We start from the raw sequence: 14,688 nt of genomic DNA, 5'->3' as shown, positions 1-14,688 counted from the left end.
CTAACAGTCGTTACGCCTGGACAGAACCACGCCTCGGCCCCGTGAGATAATCGCGCCCATGGATATGACCTCTCGAATGACGTCGCACTTTCGCGACGCCATGGCTGCGTGCGAACAAAGCATGAACGTCCTGGCCGAGCCGCTGGCAGTGGCGGTGGACGTGCTGTTCGGCGCCCTGGCAAACAACGGCAAGATTCTGGCTTGCGGCAATGGCGGCTCGGCCGCCGATGCGCAGCATTTCATCGCCGAACTGGTGGGCCGCTTCGAACGCGAACGCCTGCCCCTGGCCGGCATCGCCCTCAACACCGACACCTCGATCCTCACCGCGGTGGGCAACGACTACGGCTTCGACGAAATCTTCGAACGCCAGGTCAACGCCTTCGGCCAGGCTGGCGACGTGCTGGTAGCCATATCCACCAGCGGCAACTCCCCCAACGTGGTGCGCGCCATGGAAGCCGCCAGCGCCCGCGAGATGCACGTGCTTGCCCTGACCGGCAAGGGCGGCGGCGTCATGGGGGAACTCATTACGCCGATGGACGTCCATCTATGTGTTCCCAGCGATCGCACGATGCGCATCCAGGAAGTCCATATTCTGCTGCTGCACGCGCTGTGCGACGGCATTGACGCTCTTCTGCTTGGAGACACCGAATGATTTCTGACGTCCGTACCGCAGTCCGCCCGTTGATGCTCGCCGCGGCGCTCTCCACCGCCGCGCTCTCGCTGTCGGCCTGCGCGCCCCTGATCGTGGGCGGCGCGGCCGCCACCACCGCGGTCGTCGTGACCGACCGCCGCACCTCCGGCATCCAGCTCGAAGACCAGAACATGGCGTTCAAGGCGCAGAGCCAGATCTCGCAGAAGCTGGGCGACACCGCCCGCGTGAATGCCATGGCCTACGGCGGCCATCTGCTGCTGACCGGCGACGTCCCCACCGAAGAGGCCAAGAACCAGGCCACCGCCATCGCCCAAGGCGTGGAAAACGTCAAACAGGTCATCAACCAGCTGAACGTCGGCCCCATCGCCTCATTCAGCACGCGCTCCAACGACACCTGGCTGACCTCCAAGGTCAAGACCGCCCTGCTCAACACCAAGTACGTGCCGTCCGGCACCATCGCGGTCACGACCGACCACAGCGTGGTCTACCTGATGGGCAAGGTGACGCAGGCCGAAGGCGAATATGCCGCCAACGCCACCGCCGACGTCGGCGGCGTGGCCAAGGTGGTTAAACTGTTCGAGACGATCAGCCGCGAGGAAGCCATCCGGCTGTCGAATACCGGTTCCAAGTCCAACACTTCCACGGAAACCAAAGCGCCCATCGAGAGCGGCGCCGGCGCAGCGAGCGACAACGCGGCCGGCACCAGCAGCGGCGTAGAGGCCATGCCCATCAAATGAAGAAAGCCATCATCGCGTTGGCCGTCCTGGTGGCGGTCGGCATCGGCGCCTGGTTCGTCATGCGCCCCGCCCAGACCGCGCCCGACGTCACCTTCACCACGCTGGAAGGCAAGACCTTCTCGATGCAGGATCTGCGCGGCAAGGTCGTGCTGGTCAAGTTCTGGGCCACCAGCTGCGTGACCTGCGTGAAGCAAATGCCGGAAACCATCTCGGCCTACAACGAGTACGCCGCCAAGGGCTACCAGGCGGTCGCGGTCGCCATGAACTACGACCCGCCCAACTTCGTGCTGAACTTCGCCGAAACGCGCAAGCTGCCGTTCCCGGTGGCCCTGGACACCAAGGGCGACATCGCCCGCGCCTTCGGCGACATCCGCCTGACGCCCACGGCCTTCCTGATCGACAAGCAAGGCCGCATCATCAAGCGCTACCTGGGCGAATACGACGTGGCGGAGTTCCACGCCACCGTGGAAAAGGCCCTGGCGGCAGGCTGAGCCCCGCAGCCCCCCAAAATGGCCGCCCCGACAGGGCGGTTTTTTTTCGTCCGGCGACCGGCCCCGCCGCGGCGGCGCCCAAAAGAAAAACCGCCCACGGCGGGCGGTTTCCAGATCAGGCCGCGACGGGCCGGAATCAGAACGCCGGAACCACGGCGCCCTTGTACTTGTCCTGGATGAACTTCTTCACCTCGGGCGTGTGCAGGGCCTGCACCAGCTTCTTGATGCCCGGCGCGTCCTTGTTGTCCTCGCGGGTCACCAGGATGTTGGCGTAGGGCGAATCCGAGCCTTCGATGAACAAGGCGTCCTTCGTCGGGACCAGGCCGGCTTCCAGCGCGTAGTTGGTGTTGATCAGCGCCAGGTCCACGTCATCCAGCGAGCGCGGCAGCATGGCGGCTTCCAGTTCGCGGAACTTCAGCTTCTTGGGGTTCTCGACCACGTCCGCGGCCGTCGCCAGAATGTTGGACGGATCCTTCAGCTTGATCACGCCTTGCTTCTGCAGCAGCACCAGCGCGCGGCCGCCGTTGGAGGGATCGTTCGGGATCGCGACGGTTGCGCCGTCCTTGAGTTCGGACAGGCTCTTGATCTTCTTGGAATAGCCGCCGAAGGGCTCGACGTGCACCAGGGCCACCGGCACCAGCGTGGCCTTGCGGTCCCTGTTGAAGGAATCCAGGTAGGGCTTGTGCTGGAAGAAGTTGGCGTCGAGCTGCTTGTCGGCCAGTTGCAGGTTGGGCTGCACGTAGTCGCTGAACACCTTGATGTCGAGTTCCACGCCTTCCTTGGCCAGCTGCGGCTTCACCACTTCCAGGATCTCGGCATGGGGAACCTGGGTCGCGCCCACCACGATTTTTTCGGCATGGGCGGCGTTCGCCGCCACCAGGAACACCGACGCCGCCAGAGCGGACCGGACAAAGTTCAAACGCATGTGTTGCCTCTTTTATGGGTAAAAATTAGGGGCTGATGCCCTGCCGGTGCGGCCTCGCCCCCTTTTGCGGGGGTCGCCGTTGCGAAAACGCCCCCAATTTACCTGAATGCCGGTTATTTGTCGGGCATATGAACATGGGTTTAAAGCATAAGAAACCTGTGGGTACTACAATCCGTCGTATGCTTGCGCTACCGCGTCCCGAACGCGTTTTTGTGCAGGCATTTTTTCTAACCACTCATACGTATATTTGCCGACTTAGCTGCCATGACCGACACCCCCGACCCTGCTGCCGTTTCGTCTCCTGCTGTCAAAGCCGCTGTGCTGTCTGAAGCACTGCCGTATATCCGACGATTTCACGGCAAGACCATCGTGGTCAAGTACGGCGGCAACGCCATGACGGAAGAGCGTCTGCAGCGCAGCTTCGCGCACGATGTCGTGCTGCTGAAGCTGGTGGGTCTGAATCCGGTGGTGGTGCACGGCGGCGGTCCGCAGATCGACGACGCGCTGCGCCGCATCGGCAAGCAAGGCACCTTCATCCAGGGCATGCGCGTCACCGACGCCGAGACCATGGAAGTGGTCGAATGGGTGCTGGGCGGCCAGGTCCAGCAGGACATCGTCATGATGATCAACGAGGTCGGCGGCAAGGCCGTGGGCTTGACCGGCAAGGACGGCGGACTGATCCAGGCCCAGAAGAAGCTGATGGCCAACAAGGACAATCCGTCCGAACCCATCGACATCGGTTTCGTGGGCGACATCACCATGGTCGAACCGGCCGTGGTCAAGGCGCTGCAGGACGACCAGTTCATCCCCGTCATCTCGCCCATCGGCTATGGCGAGGACGGCACGGCCTACAACATCAACGCCGACGTCGTCGCCGGCAAGATGGCGGAAGTGCTGGGTGCCGAAAAGCTGCTGATGTTGACCAACACCCCGGGCGTGCTGGACAAGGGCGGCAAGCTGTTGCGCAGCCTGTCGGCCCAAACCATCGACGAGCTGTTCGCCGACGGCACGATCTCCGGCGGCATGCTGCCCAAGATCTCGTCCGCGCTGGACGCCGCCAAGAACGGCGTGAACTCCGTGCACATCGTCGACGGCCGCGTGCCGCACTGCCTGCTGCTGGAAATCCTGACCGACCAGGGCGTGGGCACGATGATCAGCTCGCACTGATGCGGGCACAGCGTTACCTGCTGCGGCCGGCGGTGCGCATGCGCCGCTCGCGCCGCGCGGCCGCGGGCGACTCCGAGCGCCTGTGGCTGTTCGACCTGGACAATACGCTCCACGACACCTCGCACGCCATCTTCCCGAAGATCGACCACGGCATGACCATGGCCGTGGTCGAGGCGCTGAACGTCGACATCGACACCGCCAACCGCCTGCGCTCGCAGTACTGGAAACGCTACGGCGCCACCATGATAGGCATGGTCCGGCATCATGGCGTGGACCCCCATGAGTTCCTGCACCGCAGCCACGACTTCGATGTCGGTCCGCTGGTGCGCGCGGAAAAGGCGCTGGCCTACAAGCTGAGCCGGCTGCCGGGCCGCAAGGTGCTGCTGACCAACGCGCCGCTGCACTACGCCCGCGCCGTGCTCGCGCGCCTGGGGATCCTGCGGCAGTTCGACAGCCTCTGGGCCATCGAGCACATGCGCCTGCATGGCGAGTTCCGGCCCAAGCCTTCGCCCGCCTTGTTGCGCCATGTGCTGGCCCGCGAAGGCGTGCAGGCACGCAACGCGGTGCTGGTGGAAGACACCCTGGCCAATCTGCGCGGCGCGCGCCAGGCCGGCCTGCGCACCGTTCACGTGTATCACCCGGGCACGCCGTTCGCCCGCGGCCGCTCGCAGCGGCCGGCCTACGTCGACTTGCGGGTAAACTCCGTCAGTGATTTGCTGTTACGCCGACGCCCCCTGCGGGGATAGCGGCGCGCTCCTCCCCTCCACCGTCAAGCCTGCGCGAGAGCAGACCCCTCCATGGCGAGCAAACCCGGCGAGCGCAAGACCCAGATTCTGCAAACCCTGGCCGAGATGCTGGAGCAGCCGCACGCCTCCCGCATCACCACGGCGGCCCTCGCCGCGCGCCTGGAAGTCTCTGAAGCCGCGTTGTACCGGCACTTCGCCAGCAAGGCGCAGATGTTCGAAGGGCTGATCGAATTCATCGAAACCAGCATCTTCACGCTGGTGAACCAGATCGCCATCGCCGAGCCCCATGGCCTGACCCAGGCCCACCAGACCGTTTCCATGCTGCTGACCTTCTCGGAACGCAACAAGGGCATGACGCGCGTGCTGACCGGCGATGCGCTGGTCACGGAAGACAACCGCCTGCAGGAACGCATCAATCACATCAACGACCGCATCGAGGCGTCGTTGAAGCAATCGCTGCGCATCGCCGTCACCGATGGCGGCCTGCCGCCGCAGGCCAATGTCGCGGCGCATGCCAGCCTGCTGACGCATCTGGTGCTGGGCCGGTGGCTGCGGTACGCGCAGAGTGGGTGGCGCATTGCGCCCACGCTGCATCTGGACGAACAGCTGCGCCTGGCGCTGGGCTGAGCGACCCGCGCCGCCTCCCGGCTTCGGCGCCGATTAGCATCGTGGCACGATCTAATTAACTTCCTTTTCGTCTCTATTCCCGCCTATTAGCATTGTTCCATGCAACAATCTCCGCTTGCCGGCGGCGCGGGGCGACGAGCATAATGCCCGTCAAAGGTTTTCCACAAGCCCAAATCTCCACAGGCTTGATCAGTATCAATACGGGTTTTCCGCAATGCCGTCACGATCATGCTGTAGCGTCGACACACCGATTTGACCTATCCCGTTGCTCGCGGGGCGGTGTGTCGGCAGTTTGACCTCAACCGGAGATGGATATGACCGCGCAAGCCGCCGTCCCTGCCTCGCAAGCCCCAAAGAAAACCAAAATTCCAATCGGACTCGTCGCCGGCGTCCTAGTGATGATCGGCGTGCTGATGATGCCTTTGCCCGCCGACCTGCCCGTCGCGGGCCACCGGATGCTCGCCATCCTGGCATTCGCAGTGGTGGTCTGGATTACCGAAGCCGTGTCCTACGAAGCCAGCGCGATCATGATCACGACGCTGATGGCCTTCCTGCTGGGCACGGCTCCGACAATCAAAGACCCGCAAGTCATCTACGGCACCTCGGCCGCGATCAGCATGGCGCTGGCGGGCTTCTCGAACTCGGCGCTGGCGCTGGTCACCGGCGCCTTGTTCATTGCCGCGGCCATGACATTCACCGGGCTGGACCGGCGCATCGCGCTGGTGACCCTGTCCAAGGTAGGCACCAGCACGCGCCGCATCCTGATCGGATGTATCGCGGTGACCATCGTGCTGAGCCTGGTCGTGCCCAGCGCCACCGCGCGCAGCGCGGCCGTGGTGCCCATCATGATGGGCGTCATCGCGGCCTTCGGCGTGGACAAGCGCTCCAACATCGCCGCCGGCATCATGATCATCGTGGCGCAGGCCACCAGCATCTGGAACGTCGGCATCCAGACCGCCGCGGCGCAGAACCTGCTGACCGTGGGCTTCATGGAGAAGATGCTGGGCCAGCGCGTGGCGTGGTCGGACTGGCTGATCGCCGGCGCCCCCTGGTCGCTGATCATGTCGGCCGTGCTGATCATCATCGTGCTCAAGCTGCTGCCGCCGGAAAGCGACAGCATCGCGGGAGGCAAGGAAGCCGTCGAGAAGTCGCTGCTTGAACTGGGCCCCATGACCGGCGCGCAAAAGCGCCTGATGGCCGTGTCGCTCATGCTGCTGCTGTTCTGGTCGACCGAAGGCAAGCTGCACAAGTTCGACACCACTTCGACCACCTACTTCGGCCTGGTCCTGCTGCTGCTGCCGCGCTTTGGCGTGATGACCTGGAAAGACGTGCAATCGCGTATCCCATGGGGCACCGTGATCGTGTTCGGCGTCGGCATCAGCCTGGGCACCGCCCTGCTGACGACCCAGGCCGGCCAATGGCTGGGCAACCAGGTCGTGGCGCACACCGGACTGGACCACCTCGGACCGCTGGCGATCTTCGCGATCCTGGCCGCCTTCCTCATCGTCATCCACTTGGGTTTCGCCAGCGCCACCGCGCTGACCTCGGCCATGCTGCCGATCCTGATCTCGGTGCTGGCCACGCTGCCGGGCGAATTCAGCCGCCTGGGCATGACCATGCTGTTGGGCTTCGTCGTCAGCTACGGCTTCATCCTGCCCATCAACGCACCGCAGAACATGGTGTGCCTGGGTACCGAGACCTTCAACGCCAAGCAGTTCGCCAAGGTCGGCATCATCGTCACCATCGTCGGCTACCTGCTGATGCTGCTGATGGGCATGACCTACTGGCGCTGGCTGGGCTGGCTGTAAGGAGGTCGCATTATGAAGATTTCGATCGCCCAAGCCAATGAATACGGTCGCCGCGTGCTGATGGCGCAGGGCGTGCCCGAGGACATCGCCCGCGACGTGGCCGAGCACCTGGTCGAGTCCGACCGGGTCGGCTACACCAGTCACGGGCTGTCCATCCTGACCAACTACCGGCGCGTGCTGTCCGAGGGCCTGGCCCAGGCCGACGGCCGGCCCGAACTGGTCAACGACCGCGGCGCGATGCTGGCCTATGACGGCCACCACGGGCTGGGCCAATATGTCGGCAAGGTCGTCATCGAGAAGGCCATTGAGCGCACCCAAGAGCACGGCCAGTGCATCCTGACCCTGCGCCACAGCCATCACCTGGGTCGCATGGGCCACTACGGGGAAATGGTGGCGGCCAAGGGTCTGATCCTGTTGGCCTTCACCAACGTGATCAACCGCTCGCCCACCGTGGCGCCTTTCGGCGGCGCGCAGGCCTGCCTGACCACCAACCCGCTGTGTTTCGCCGGCCCGCTGCCCGGCGGCCGTCCGCCGTTCATCGTGGACATGGCCACCAGCTCCATCGCCGTCAACAAGGCGCGCGTGTTGGCCGCCAAGGGCGAGCAGGCGCCCCCGGGCTCGCTGATCGACGCCCAGGGCAATCCGACCACCGATCCCAACGCGCTGTTCACCGACCCGCCCGGCGCCCTGCTGCCGTTCGGCGGCCACAAGGGCTACGCGCTGGGCCTGGTAGCCGAACTGCTGGCCGGCGTGCTGTCCGGCGGCGGCACGATCCAGCCGCAGCATCCGCGCACCGGCGTGGCGACGAACAACATGTTCGCGCTGCTGCTGGATCCGCAGGTGGACTTCAACACGGACTGGCGGTCGATGGAGGTGGGCGCATTCATCGACTACCTGCACGCCTGCAAGCCGCAACCGGGCGTCGAAGGCGTGCAGTATCCGGGCGAGTACGAAGCTCGCAACCGGGCGCTGAACGAGGACACGCTGACGTTTGATAGCCGGATCTGGGATGGGCTTACCAAGCTGGCCGTCGACCTTGGGGTGCCTGAGGCGTTGCCTGCTTGAGGTTGTAGGCGGCTCTTGCGGGTAACGTTTGTTTGCTTGCTTGCTTTCGGGCGTCTTGGGCTCTTAAGACGCCCGTCGCGTCGGCGGCGAGCGATGTGCTTGGCGTTCTGGCAACGGGCGGGGTATGGCGGTGGGTCTTGCGGGGCTCGCCTCGGGCCGGCCGCGCGGGCGGCCTTCCGAGGCTTCCGCAGTGTCTTGCGGTTGAGGATGGCGCTGCGCGCACATGAAACACCTGTCAGCATTAACGCCTCGCAGGTGGCTGCTCATCACCGAACGTCACCAGGCCGTTGATCATCACCTGCCGCTAAGCCACGGTGCCGGATGGGTGGCGCGCGCGCGAGAGTCTTCAAGCGCATACCGCTGCCCGCCGCGCGCCACCCATCACCGCCCCCACCCCCAACGATGAGCGGCCACTAGCAAACCGCCCTCCGCAAACGCGCTAGCGACCATCGCCACGACGCCCACAACCATGTATGTTGCCTACGGCCGCCCGCGCGGCCGTAGGCAACGGGCGATGCAAGAGTCGCCACCGACCACAGATCCAGCAGCGCAGCGAACCAAGACGTACGTAGCCCGTCGGCGCGGGCGGCGTGGCGGCTCGCAACCTCGATGCGCCCGAGGGAATCTGAAGGGAAGGCCGAAGGCCTGGACGAAGATGACGACGGGGCAGTCCGGAGCGAACGCTCCGGACCGCAATCGTGGGCGCGAGCCGCCACGCCGCCCGCGCCGACGGGCGACCTACGAAGAACCCCCGGCCGCCAAAAAGATCAAGTCTTAACCGACCGATGCCGGCTAATACTCATCATGATCCCAAACGCAATCCCCATGGTGAACAAAGCCGTCCCCCCATAGCTCATGAACGGCAACGGCACCCCCACCACAGGCAGAATCCCCGTCACCATCCCCACGTTCACGAACACATAGATGAACAGCATCATCGTCAGCGCCCCAACCAGCAACCTGCCGAACTGCGACGATGCCCGTGACGCGATCGTCAGTCCTCGCGCCATCATCAGGCCATACAGCACCAGCATGGCGATGCCGCCGTAGAGTCCGAATTCTTCCGCGTACACCGCGAAGATGAAGTCGGTGGTGCGTTCAGGGATGAAGTCCAGGTGCGTCTGCGTGCCCTTCATGTAACCCTTGCCGTACACCCCGCCCGAGCCCACCGCGATCATCGACTGGATCGTATGGAAGCCCTTGCCCAGCGGATCGGAGCTGGGATTGAGCAGCGTGCACACCCGGTGCTTCTGGTAGTCGTGCAGCACCACCCAGTCCACATCGGGCTCGCATAACTGGTCTTCGTAGTAGATCAGCGTGCCTATGCCGATGATGCCCGCCAGCATGACCGGCACCAGCAGCTTGAACGACAGGCCCGCGAAATAGATCACGAAGAAGCCGGCGCCGAACACCAGCAGGGCCGTGCCCAGGTCGGGCTGCAGCACGATCAGGCCAAAGGGCGCGGCCAGCATGGCGGCGGCCGCCAGGAAGTCGCGGATGCGCACCGCGCCTTCGTGACGCTGGAAATACCAGGCCAGCATCATGGGCACGGCGATCTTCATCATCTCGGAGGGCTGGATGCGGGTCACGCCCAGGTTCAGCCAGCGGGTCGCGCCCTTGCTGGTCTCGCCGAAGAACTCCACGCCCAGCAGCAGCACCACACCCACCACGTAGAAAGGCAAGGCCAGCTTCATCAGCCACTTCGGCGGAATCAGGGCCATGGTCCACATGGCGAAAAAAGCGATGATGAAATTGCGCGACTGTTCGGCGAAGCGCCAGTCGGTGCCGCCCACCGCGGAATGCATGACCGTCATGCCCAGCGCGGCGAACATCAGCAGGATCGCCAGCAGCGGCCAATCGAAGGCCGTGAACACACGTAGCAGGATAAGGCCCAGGCGTTTCATTATCGGCGCACCACGTCGGAAGCGATTTCGTCGACCGAGGCCAGGGGGTCGGCGCGGTCGGGCCGCACGATCTTGTCCTGGCGGTCCTTGGCCAGCCAATAGTCGAACACCTTGCGCGCGACCGGGGCGGCGACGCTCGCGCCCCAGCCAGCGTTCTCGACGATCAGCGCCACCGCAATGCGCGGATGCTCAAGCGGCGCGAAGCCCATGAACAAGGCGTGGTCGCGCAGACGTTCGTCAATGGCGCTGGCGCGGTAATGGCCGCCGCGCAAGCTGAACACCTGCGCGGTGCCGGTCTTGCCGGCTGCCTGGTAGGGGGTGTTGGCGAACGCGCGCCGCGCCGTGCCGGCCCGCACCACGTCCGCCATGGCGTTCTTGATCACGTCCACGTTGGCCTGCTTAAGGGGAATGCGATAGTCGGGCGCGGACTCGGTGGGCTTGGCCTCGCCGGTGCGCGGATCGCGCACCGCGTGCACCAGGTGCGGGCGGCGGTACAGGCCGTTGTTGGCCAGCGTGGACGTGCCTTGCGCCAGTTGCAGCAGCGTAAAGGCGTTGTAACCCTGCCCCACCGCCACGGAAATCGTCTCGCCCGCGTACCAGCGCTGGCGGTCCTTGTCCTTGTAGGCCGAGCGCTTCCAGTCGGTCGAGGGCAGCACGCCGCGCTTTTCGCCTTCCAGGTCGATGCCGGTGATCTGGCCGAAACCGAATTGCTTGGTGAAATCGTGCAGTGCGTTCACGCCGATCTCGGGGCCCAGCGAATAGAAGTAGGTGTCGGACGACACGACGATGGCCTTGTGCATGTCCGTCATGCCATAGGCCGCGCCGCCGGCGTTACGGAATTTCTGGCCGCCAAACTCGTAGTAACCGGGGTCGGAGATGCGGTCGGTGGCGCGGCGCTTGCCCAGTTCGAGCGCCGCCAGGGCCACGAAAGGCTTGTAGGTCGAACCGATGGGATAGGTGCCGTACAGCGGCCGGTTGATCAGCGGATGATCCGGCGACTCGTTCAGCATGCGCCAGTTGTCCACGTCGATGCCGTCCACGAACAGGTTCGGATCGAACGAAGGCTGAGAGACGAAGGCCAGCACCTCGCCGGTGTCGGGATCGATGGCGACCAGCGCGCCGCGCTGTCCCTCGAAAGCCGCTTCGGCCACCTTCTGCAGGCCCAGGTCGATCGAGAGCATGATGTCGGAGCCCGGCACCGGATCGATGCGGCGCAGCGTGCGCATCGGCCGTCCGCCCGCGGTCACTTCGACCTCTTCCAGGCCGGTGCGGCCGTGCAGCTGCTCTTCCCAGGTTTTCTCGATGCCCTTCTTGCCGATGACCTCGGTGCCGCGATAGTTGCCCAACTGGCCGGCGCGCTCCAGCTCTTCGTTGTCGCCTTCGGCGATGCGGCCGATATAGCCGACCACATGGCCCGCCGACGCGCCCTGCGGATACTCGCGCACCCAGCGCGCGCGCAGCTCCACCCCGGGGAACTGGAAGGAATGCGCCGCGAACCAGGCGGCTTCGGTCTCGTTGAGGTTGTTGCGCAGTTGCAGGCTGGCGTAGCGGCTGGACTCGGCGGCGCGGCGCTTGAAGCGGCGCTGGTCGGCCGGACTGATGTACACGACCTCGGTCAAGCGTTCGAACAGCTGGCTCAGATTGCCGGCATGGGCCGGCACGACCTCCAGCGTATAGGTGCGGTAGTTGCGCGCCAGCACCTCGCCGTTGCGGTCCAGGATCTCGCCGCGCCGCGGCGGGATGGGCACGACCGCGATGCGGTTGCGGTCGGCGCGTTCCGACAGGCCTTCGTAGCGGTCGACCTGCAGGTACCAGAACCGGCCGATCAGCACGCCGAAGCAGGCCAGCGCGAATAGCCCGCCCACCCAGGCGCGCAGGCGGAAACGCTGCTTCTGCTGCTGGCCAGTTTTCTTGAATTCGAACATGACGCGGCGCCGCCGTCAGGCGGAGGAGGATTCAGCGTCGTCGACACCGCGCTGCGGCAAGTGCAGAACCCAGCCCGCCAGCGGCCACAAGGCGGTGGTCAGGAGCACGCTGATGCCCCAGTCCCAGCCCGGCCATTTGCCGGCCAGCCATGCATGGATGATCTGGGTCACGAAGCGGGCGATGAAGAACACAGGCAGCATGTGCATGGCCTGGCTCCAGAGGTCGAAGCGCTGCAGCCGGCGGTGCAGCACCACTGCGCCGTAGGCGACCAGCGTGTACGAGAGCGCGTGTTCGCCCAGCAGGCCGGCGTCGTGCACGTCCATCAGCAGGCCGAAGAAGAAGGCGGTGAACAGGCCGACGCGGCGCGGCTCGTGCACGCACCAGAAGGCGATGATCAGCAGCAGGATGTCGGGCGCGCCCTGCCACAGGCGCCAGGGCAGCAGCGATACCAGCCACGCCACCAGCACCGTGGCCCAGACGAACACGCCGTGCGCCGGGCCGGAAAGCCGGTCGGGCTGCACGTTGCTGGGGGTGCCGAGGCGGCGCGCGGCCTGCCCCGAGGATTGATTAGTCCGATCCACCGGAATCGACCTCCTGACGGTTGGACTCGGCGCGCTCCACATCGACCTGCAGGACCAGGAAGTGGCGGTAGCGTTCGGGATGGGCCAGCGGTTCGCATACGGCGCGCGCGAAGCCGGAAGCGGTATCGCGTTCGACCGAGGTCACCTTGGCCACCGGCAGGCCGGCCGGGAACAGCCCGCCGACGCCGCTGGTGACGATGGTATCGCCTTCCTTGATGTCGGCGTTGGCGGCAAGGTAACGAACTTCCATCTTGCCCGGCGAGTTGCCGCCGAACGCAATCAGGCGCAGGCCGTTGCGCAGCAGCTGCACGGGGATGGAGACCTGCTCGTCGGTGACCAGGGCCGCCTCGGCCGTCATGGGCGTGACGCGCACGATCTGCCCGACCACGCCGCCTTCGTCGATGACCGGCATGCCCGGGGCCAGGCCCGCCTTGCTGCCCTTGTTGAACACCAGGCGCTGCGTGAACGCATTGGTGGGTTCGTACATGACTTCGACCACCACGGCGGATTGCGCCACGGTATCGGTCACGCCCAGCAGCCGGCGCAGCTGCGAGTTCTCGGCAGCCAGCTGGGCGCCATGCGTGGTCACCTGGGCCAGCTCGATGCGCTGGCGCTGCAAGGCTTCGTTTTCGCTACGGATGAGATTGGCCGCGTTGACCCATTCGTTCACTTGCTGGACGAGGTCGCGCGGCGCCATGACGGCGCGCTGGAAGGGGTACAGCGCCACGGACATCGCCCGGCGCGCCGGTTCCAGCATGCGCCATTGCGAATCCATGACAATCAGGGCCAACGCAAGGACGACCAGAACGACCAGCCGCACCTCCGCAGGTGGGCCGCGCCTGAATAGGGGAGGAGTCCCTTGTCGTTGCATGAATCTCAGCCCGGACGCCCGCGTCCGTCGCTCCGGCAGCGGCCGGAGCCGTGAAAAAGCGGGGCTCCGGGCTGGCGGGCAAAATTAGTCGTTGATGAAGATGGCGCCCAGTTTCTCAAGGTGTTCCAGCGCCTCGCCGCAACCGCGCACGACGCAGGTCAGCGGATCGTCCGCGACCACGACGGGCAGGCCGGTTTCTTCCTGCAGCAGGCGGTCCAGGTCGCGCAGCAACGCGCCGCCGCCGGTCAGGGCGATGCCCTTGTCGGTGATGTCGGCGCCCAGTTCGGGCGGGGTCTGTTCCAGCGCGATCTTCACGGCCGAAACGATCTGGTTCAGCGGGTCGGTCAGCGACTCGAGGATCTCGTTGGACGAAACCGTGAAGCTGCGCGGCACGCCTTCGGCCAGGTTGCGGCCCTTGACCTCGATCTCGCGGACTTCGGATCCCGGGAACGCCGAGCCGATTTCCTTCTTGATCAGTTCGGCGGTGGGCTCGCCGATCAGCATGCCGTAATTGCGGCGGATATAGTTGACGATGGCTTCGTCGAACTTGTCGCCGCCGACGCGCACCGAACCCTTGTAGACCATGCCGCCCAGCGAGATGACCGCCACTTCCGTGGTGCCGCCGCCGATGTCGACCACCATGGAGCCGCTGGCGTCGGACACGGCCAGGCCGGCGCCGATGGCCGCGGCCATGGGTTCTTCGATCAGGAAGACGTGGGACGCGCCCGCGCCCAGGGCCGATTCACGGATGGCGCGGCGTTCGACCTGGGTGGAGCCGCAGGGTACGCAAACAATGATGCGCGGGCTGGGCGCCAGCATGTTGCGGGGGTGCACCATGCGGATGAACTGCTTGAGCATCTGCTCGGTGACCGTGAAGTCGGCGATCACGCCGTCCTTCATGGGCCGGATGGCCTCTATATTGCCGGGAACGCGGCCAAGCATCTGCTTGGCTTCATGGCCGACGGCTTGAATGATCTTCTTGCCGTGGGGACCGCCTTCATGACGGATTGCGACCACGGACGGTTCATCGAGCACGATGCCCTTGCCGCGGACGTAGATCAGCGTGTTGGCGGTACCGAGGTCGATCGCCATATCGCTGGAAAAATAACTGCGCAGGAATCCGAACATGGGAGCTCAGCTAAATTCTGGGGGGAATGAGGTACATGCCGCGGGGCGTAGGGCCCGTAA

14 protein-coding genes are annotated in these 14,688 nt (G+C 65.3%); 8 read left to right on the top strand and 6 right to left on the bottom strand.

The features are described 5' to 3' along the window. Positions 1–58 precede the first annotated feature (58 nt). From ACM1PE_RS30665 to ACM1PE_RS30655, 3 genes are read left to right on the top strand one after another with little or no spacing between them, the layout of a single operon-like run. Complete coding sequence (locus ACM1PE_RS30665) at positions 59–652, top strand: phosphoheptose isomerase (protein ID WP_054457773.1); 594 nt, start codon at positions 59–61, stop codon at positions 650–652. Continuing rightward, positions 649–1,389: a BON domain-containing protein gene (locus ACM1PE_RS30660; RefSeq protein ID WP_059378309.1), complete on the top strand. Its 741-nt coding sequence runs from the start codon at positions 649–651 to the stop codon at positions 1,387–1,389. Before ACM1PE_RS30665 ends, ACM1PE_RS30660 begins: the two co-directional genes overlap by 4 nt. Continuing rightward, the gene (locus ACM1PE_RS30655) at positions 1,386–1,880 is read left to right on the top strand and encodes a peroxiredoxin family protein (RefSeq protein WP_054457775.1); all 495 of its coding nucleotides are present in this window, start codon (positions 1,386–1,388) and stop codon (positions 1,878–1,880) included. The genes ACM1PE_RS30660 and ACM1PE_RS30655 overlap by 4 nt, the downstream gene beginning before the upstream one ends. 136 nt (positions 1,881–2,016) lie before the next feature. Here ACM1PE_RS30655 and ACM1PE_RS30650 read toward each other — a convergent pair whose 3' ends face one another. Continuing rightward, positions 2,017–2,805, bottom strand: a complete 789-nt coding sequence (locus ACM1PE_RS30650) for a MetQ/NlpA family ABC transporter substrate-binding protein (RefSeq protein ID WP_059378311.1) — start codon at positions 2,803–2,805, stop codon at positions 2,017–2,019. A 264-nt stretch (positions 2,806–3,069) separates the two neighbouring features. On the opposite strand from ACM1PE_RS30650, the gene argB reads away from it, so the two are divergent. From argB to ACM1PE_RS30625, 5 genes are all read left to right on the top strand, one after another. Further along, positions 3,070–3,972 carry an acetylglutamate kinase gene (gene argB / locus ACM1PE_RS30645; RefSeq protein ID WP_013396740.1) on the top strand — a complete coding sequence of 301 codons (903 nt, stop codon included), beginning with the start codon at positions 3,070–3,072 and terminating at the stop codon, positions 3,970–3,972. Beyond that, positions 3,972–4,718 carry a pyrimidine 5'-nucleotidase gene (locus ACM1PE_RS30640; RefSeq protein WP_059378314.1) on the top strand — a complete coding sequence of 249 codons (747 nt, stop codon included), beginning with the start codon at positions 3,972–3,974 and terminating at the stop codon, positions 4,716–4,718. The genes argB and ACM1PE_RS30640 overlap by 1 nt, the downstream gene beginning before the upstream one ends. 51 nt (positions 4,719–4,769) lie before the next feature. After that, a complete protein-coding gene (slmA, locus tag ACM1PE_RS30635) occupies positions 4,770–5,345 on the top strand; it encodes a nucleoid occlusion factor SlmA (protein WP_059378316.1) in 576 nt (191 codons plus the stop codon). Positions 5,346–5,659: 314 nt separating this feature from the next. Beyond that, on the top strand, positions 5,660–7,153 hold the full coding sequence (locus tag ACM1PE_RS30630) for a DASS family sodium-coupled anion symporter (RefSeq protein WP_059378318.1): 1,494 nt from the start codon (positions 5,660–5,662) through the stop codon (positions 7,151–7,153). 12 nt (positions 7,154–7,165) lie between these two features. Next, positions 7,166–8,218, top strand: a complete 1,053-nt coding sequence (locus tag ACM1PE_RS30625) for an Ldh family oxidoreductase (protein WP_059378320.1) — start codon at positions 7,166–7,168, stop codon at positions 8,216–8,218. A gap of 767 nt (positions 8,219–8,985) precedes the next feature. Here ACM1PE_RS30625 and rodA read toward each other — a convergent pair. From rodA to ACM1PE_RS30600, 5 genes are all read right to left on the bottom strand, one after another. Further along, entirely contained in the window at positions 8,986–10,122 is a 1,137-nt protein-coding gene (gene rodA, locus ACM1PE_RS30620) for a rod shape-determining protein RodA (protein ID WP_059380007.1), read from the bottom strand. After that, complete coding sequence (gene mrdA, locus ACM1PE_RS30615) at positions 10,122–12,047, bottom strand: penicillin-binding protein 2 (protein ID WP_419342053.1); 1,926 nt, start codon at positions 12,045–12,047, stop codon at positions 10,122–10,124. The genes rodA and mrdA overlap by 1 nt, the downstream gene beginning before the upstream one ends. A gap of 15 nt (positions 12,048–12,062) precedes the next feature. Next, positions 12,063–12,629, bottom strand: a complete 567-nt coding sequence (mreD, locus tag ACM1PE_RS30610) for a rod shape-determining protein MreD (RefSeq protein ID WP_059380005.1) — start codon at positions 12,627–12,629, stop codon at positions 12,063–12,065. Next, complete coding sequence (mreC, locus tag ACM1PE_RS30605; protein WP_042796087.1) at positions 12,616–13,500, bottom strand: rod shape-determining protein MreC; 885 nt, start codon at positions 13,498–13,500, stop codon at positions 12,616–12,618. The genes mreD and mreC overlap by 14 nt, the downstream gene beginning before the upstream one ends. A gap of 84 nt (positions 13,501–13,584) precedes the next feature. Next, positions 13,585–14,628 carry a rod shape-determining protein gene (locus ACM1PE_RS30600; protein WP_006216320.1) on the bottom strand — a complete coding sequence of 348 codons (1,044 nt, stop codon included), beginning with the start codon at positions 14,626–14,628 and terminating at the stop codon, positions 13,585–13,587. Positions 14,629–14,688 lie beyond the last annotated feature (60 nt).

Origin of the sequence: Achromobacter sp. PD1, assembly GCF_048541815.1 — a bacterium.
GTDB classification, from domain to species: Bacteria; Pseudomonadota; Gammaproteobacteria; order Burkholderiales; family Burkholderiaceae_B; genus Achromobacter; species Achromobacter bronchisepticus_A.
The sequence above is the reverse complement of the archived record's forward strand: the minus strand, read 5'-3'. Positions and strand labels throughout refer to the sequence as shown.

Excerpts from the sequence above, each read along its gene's own strand:
- mrdA (WP_419342053.1), bottom strand. The coding sequence starts at position 12,047 with ATGTTCGAATTCAAGAAAACTGGCCAGCAGCAGAAGCAGCGTTTCCGC.
- ACM1PE_RS30630 (WP_059378318.1), top strand. The coding sequence starts at position 5,660 with ATGACCGCGCAAGCCGCCGTCCCTGCCTCGCAAGCCCCAAAGAAAACC.
- ACM1PE_RS30650 (WP_059378311.1), bottom strand. The coding sequence starts at position 2,805 with ATGCGTTTGAACTTTGTCCGGTCCGCTCTGGCGGCGTCGGTGTTCCTG.
- ACM1PE_RS30665 (WP_054457773.1), top strand. The coding sequence starts at position 59 with ATGGATATGACCTCTCGAATGACGTCGCACTTTCGCGACGCCATGGCT.
- ACM1PE_RS30640 (WP_059378314.1), top strand. The coding sequence starts at position 3,972 with ATGCGGGCACAGCGTTACCTGCTGCGGCCGGCGGTGCGCATGCGCCGC.
- ACM1PE_RS30625 (WP_059378320.1), top strand. The coding sequence starts at position 7,166 with ATGAAGATTTCGATCGCCCAAGCCAATGAATACGGTCGCCGCGTGCTG.
- slmA (WP_059378316.1), top strand. The coding sequence starts at position 4,770 with ATGGCGAGCAAACCCGGCGAGCGCAAGACCCAGATTCTGCAAACCCTG.
- mreC (WP_042796087.1), bottom strand. The coding sequence starts at position 13,500 with ATGCAACGACAAGGGACTCCTCCCCTATTCAGGCGCGGCCCACCTGCG.
- argB (WP_013396740.1), top strand. The coding sequence starts at position 3,070 with ATGACCGACACCCCCGACCCTGCTGCCGTTTCGTCTCCTGCTGTCAAA.
- ACM1PE_RS30600 (WP_006216320.1), bottom strand. The coding sequence starts at position 14,628 with ATGTTCGGATTCCTGCGCAGTTATTTTTCCAGCGATATGGCGATCGAC.
- rodA (WP_059380007.1), bottom strand. The coding sequence starts at position 10,122 with ATGAAACGCCTGGGCCTTATCCTGCTACGTGTGTTCACGGCCTTCGAT.
- ACM1PE_RS30655 (WP_054457775.1), top strand. The coding sequence starts at position 1,386 with ATGAAGAAAGCCATCATCGCGTTGGCCGTCCTGGTGGCGGTCGGCATC.
- ACM1PE_RS30660 (WP_059378309.1), top strand. The coding sequence starts at position 649 with ATGATTTCTGACGTCCGTACCGCAGTCCGCCCGTTGATGCTCGCCGCG.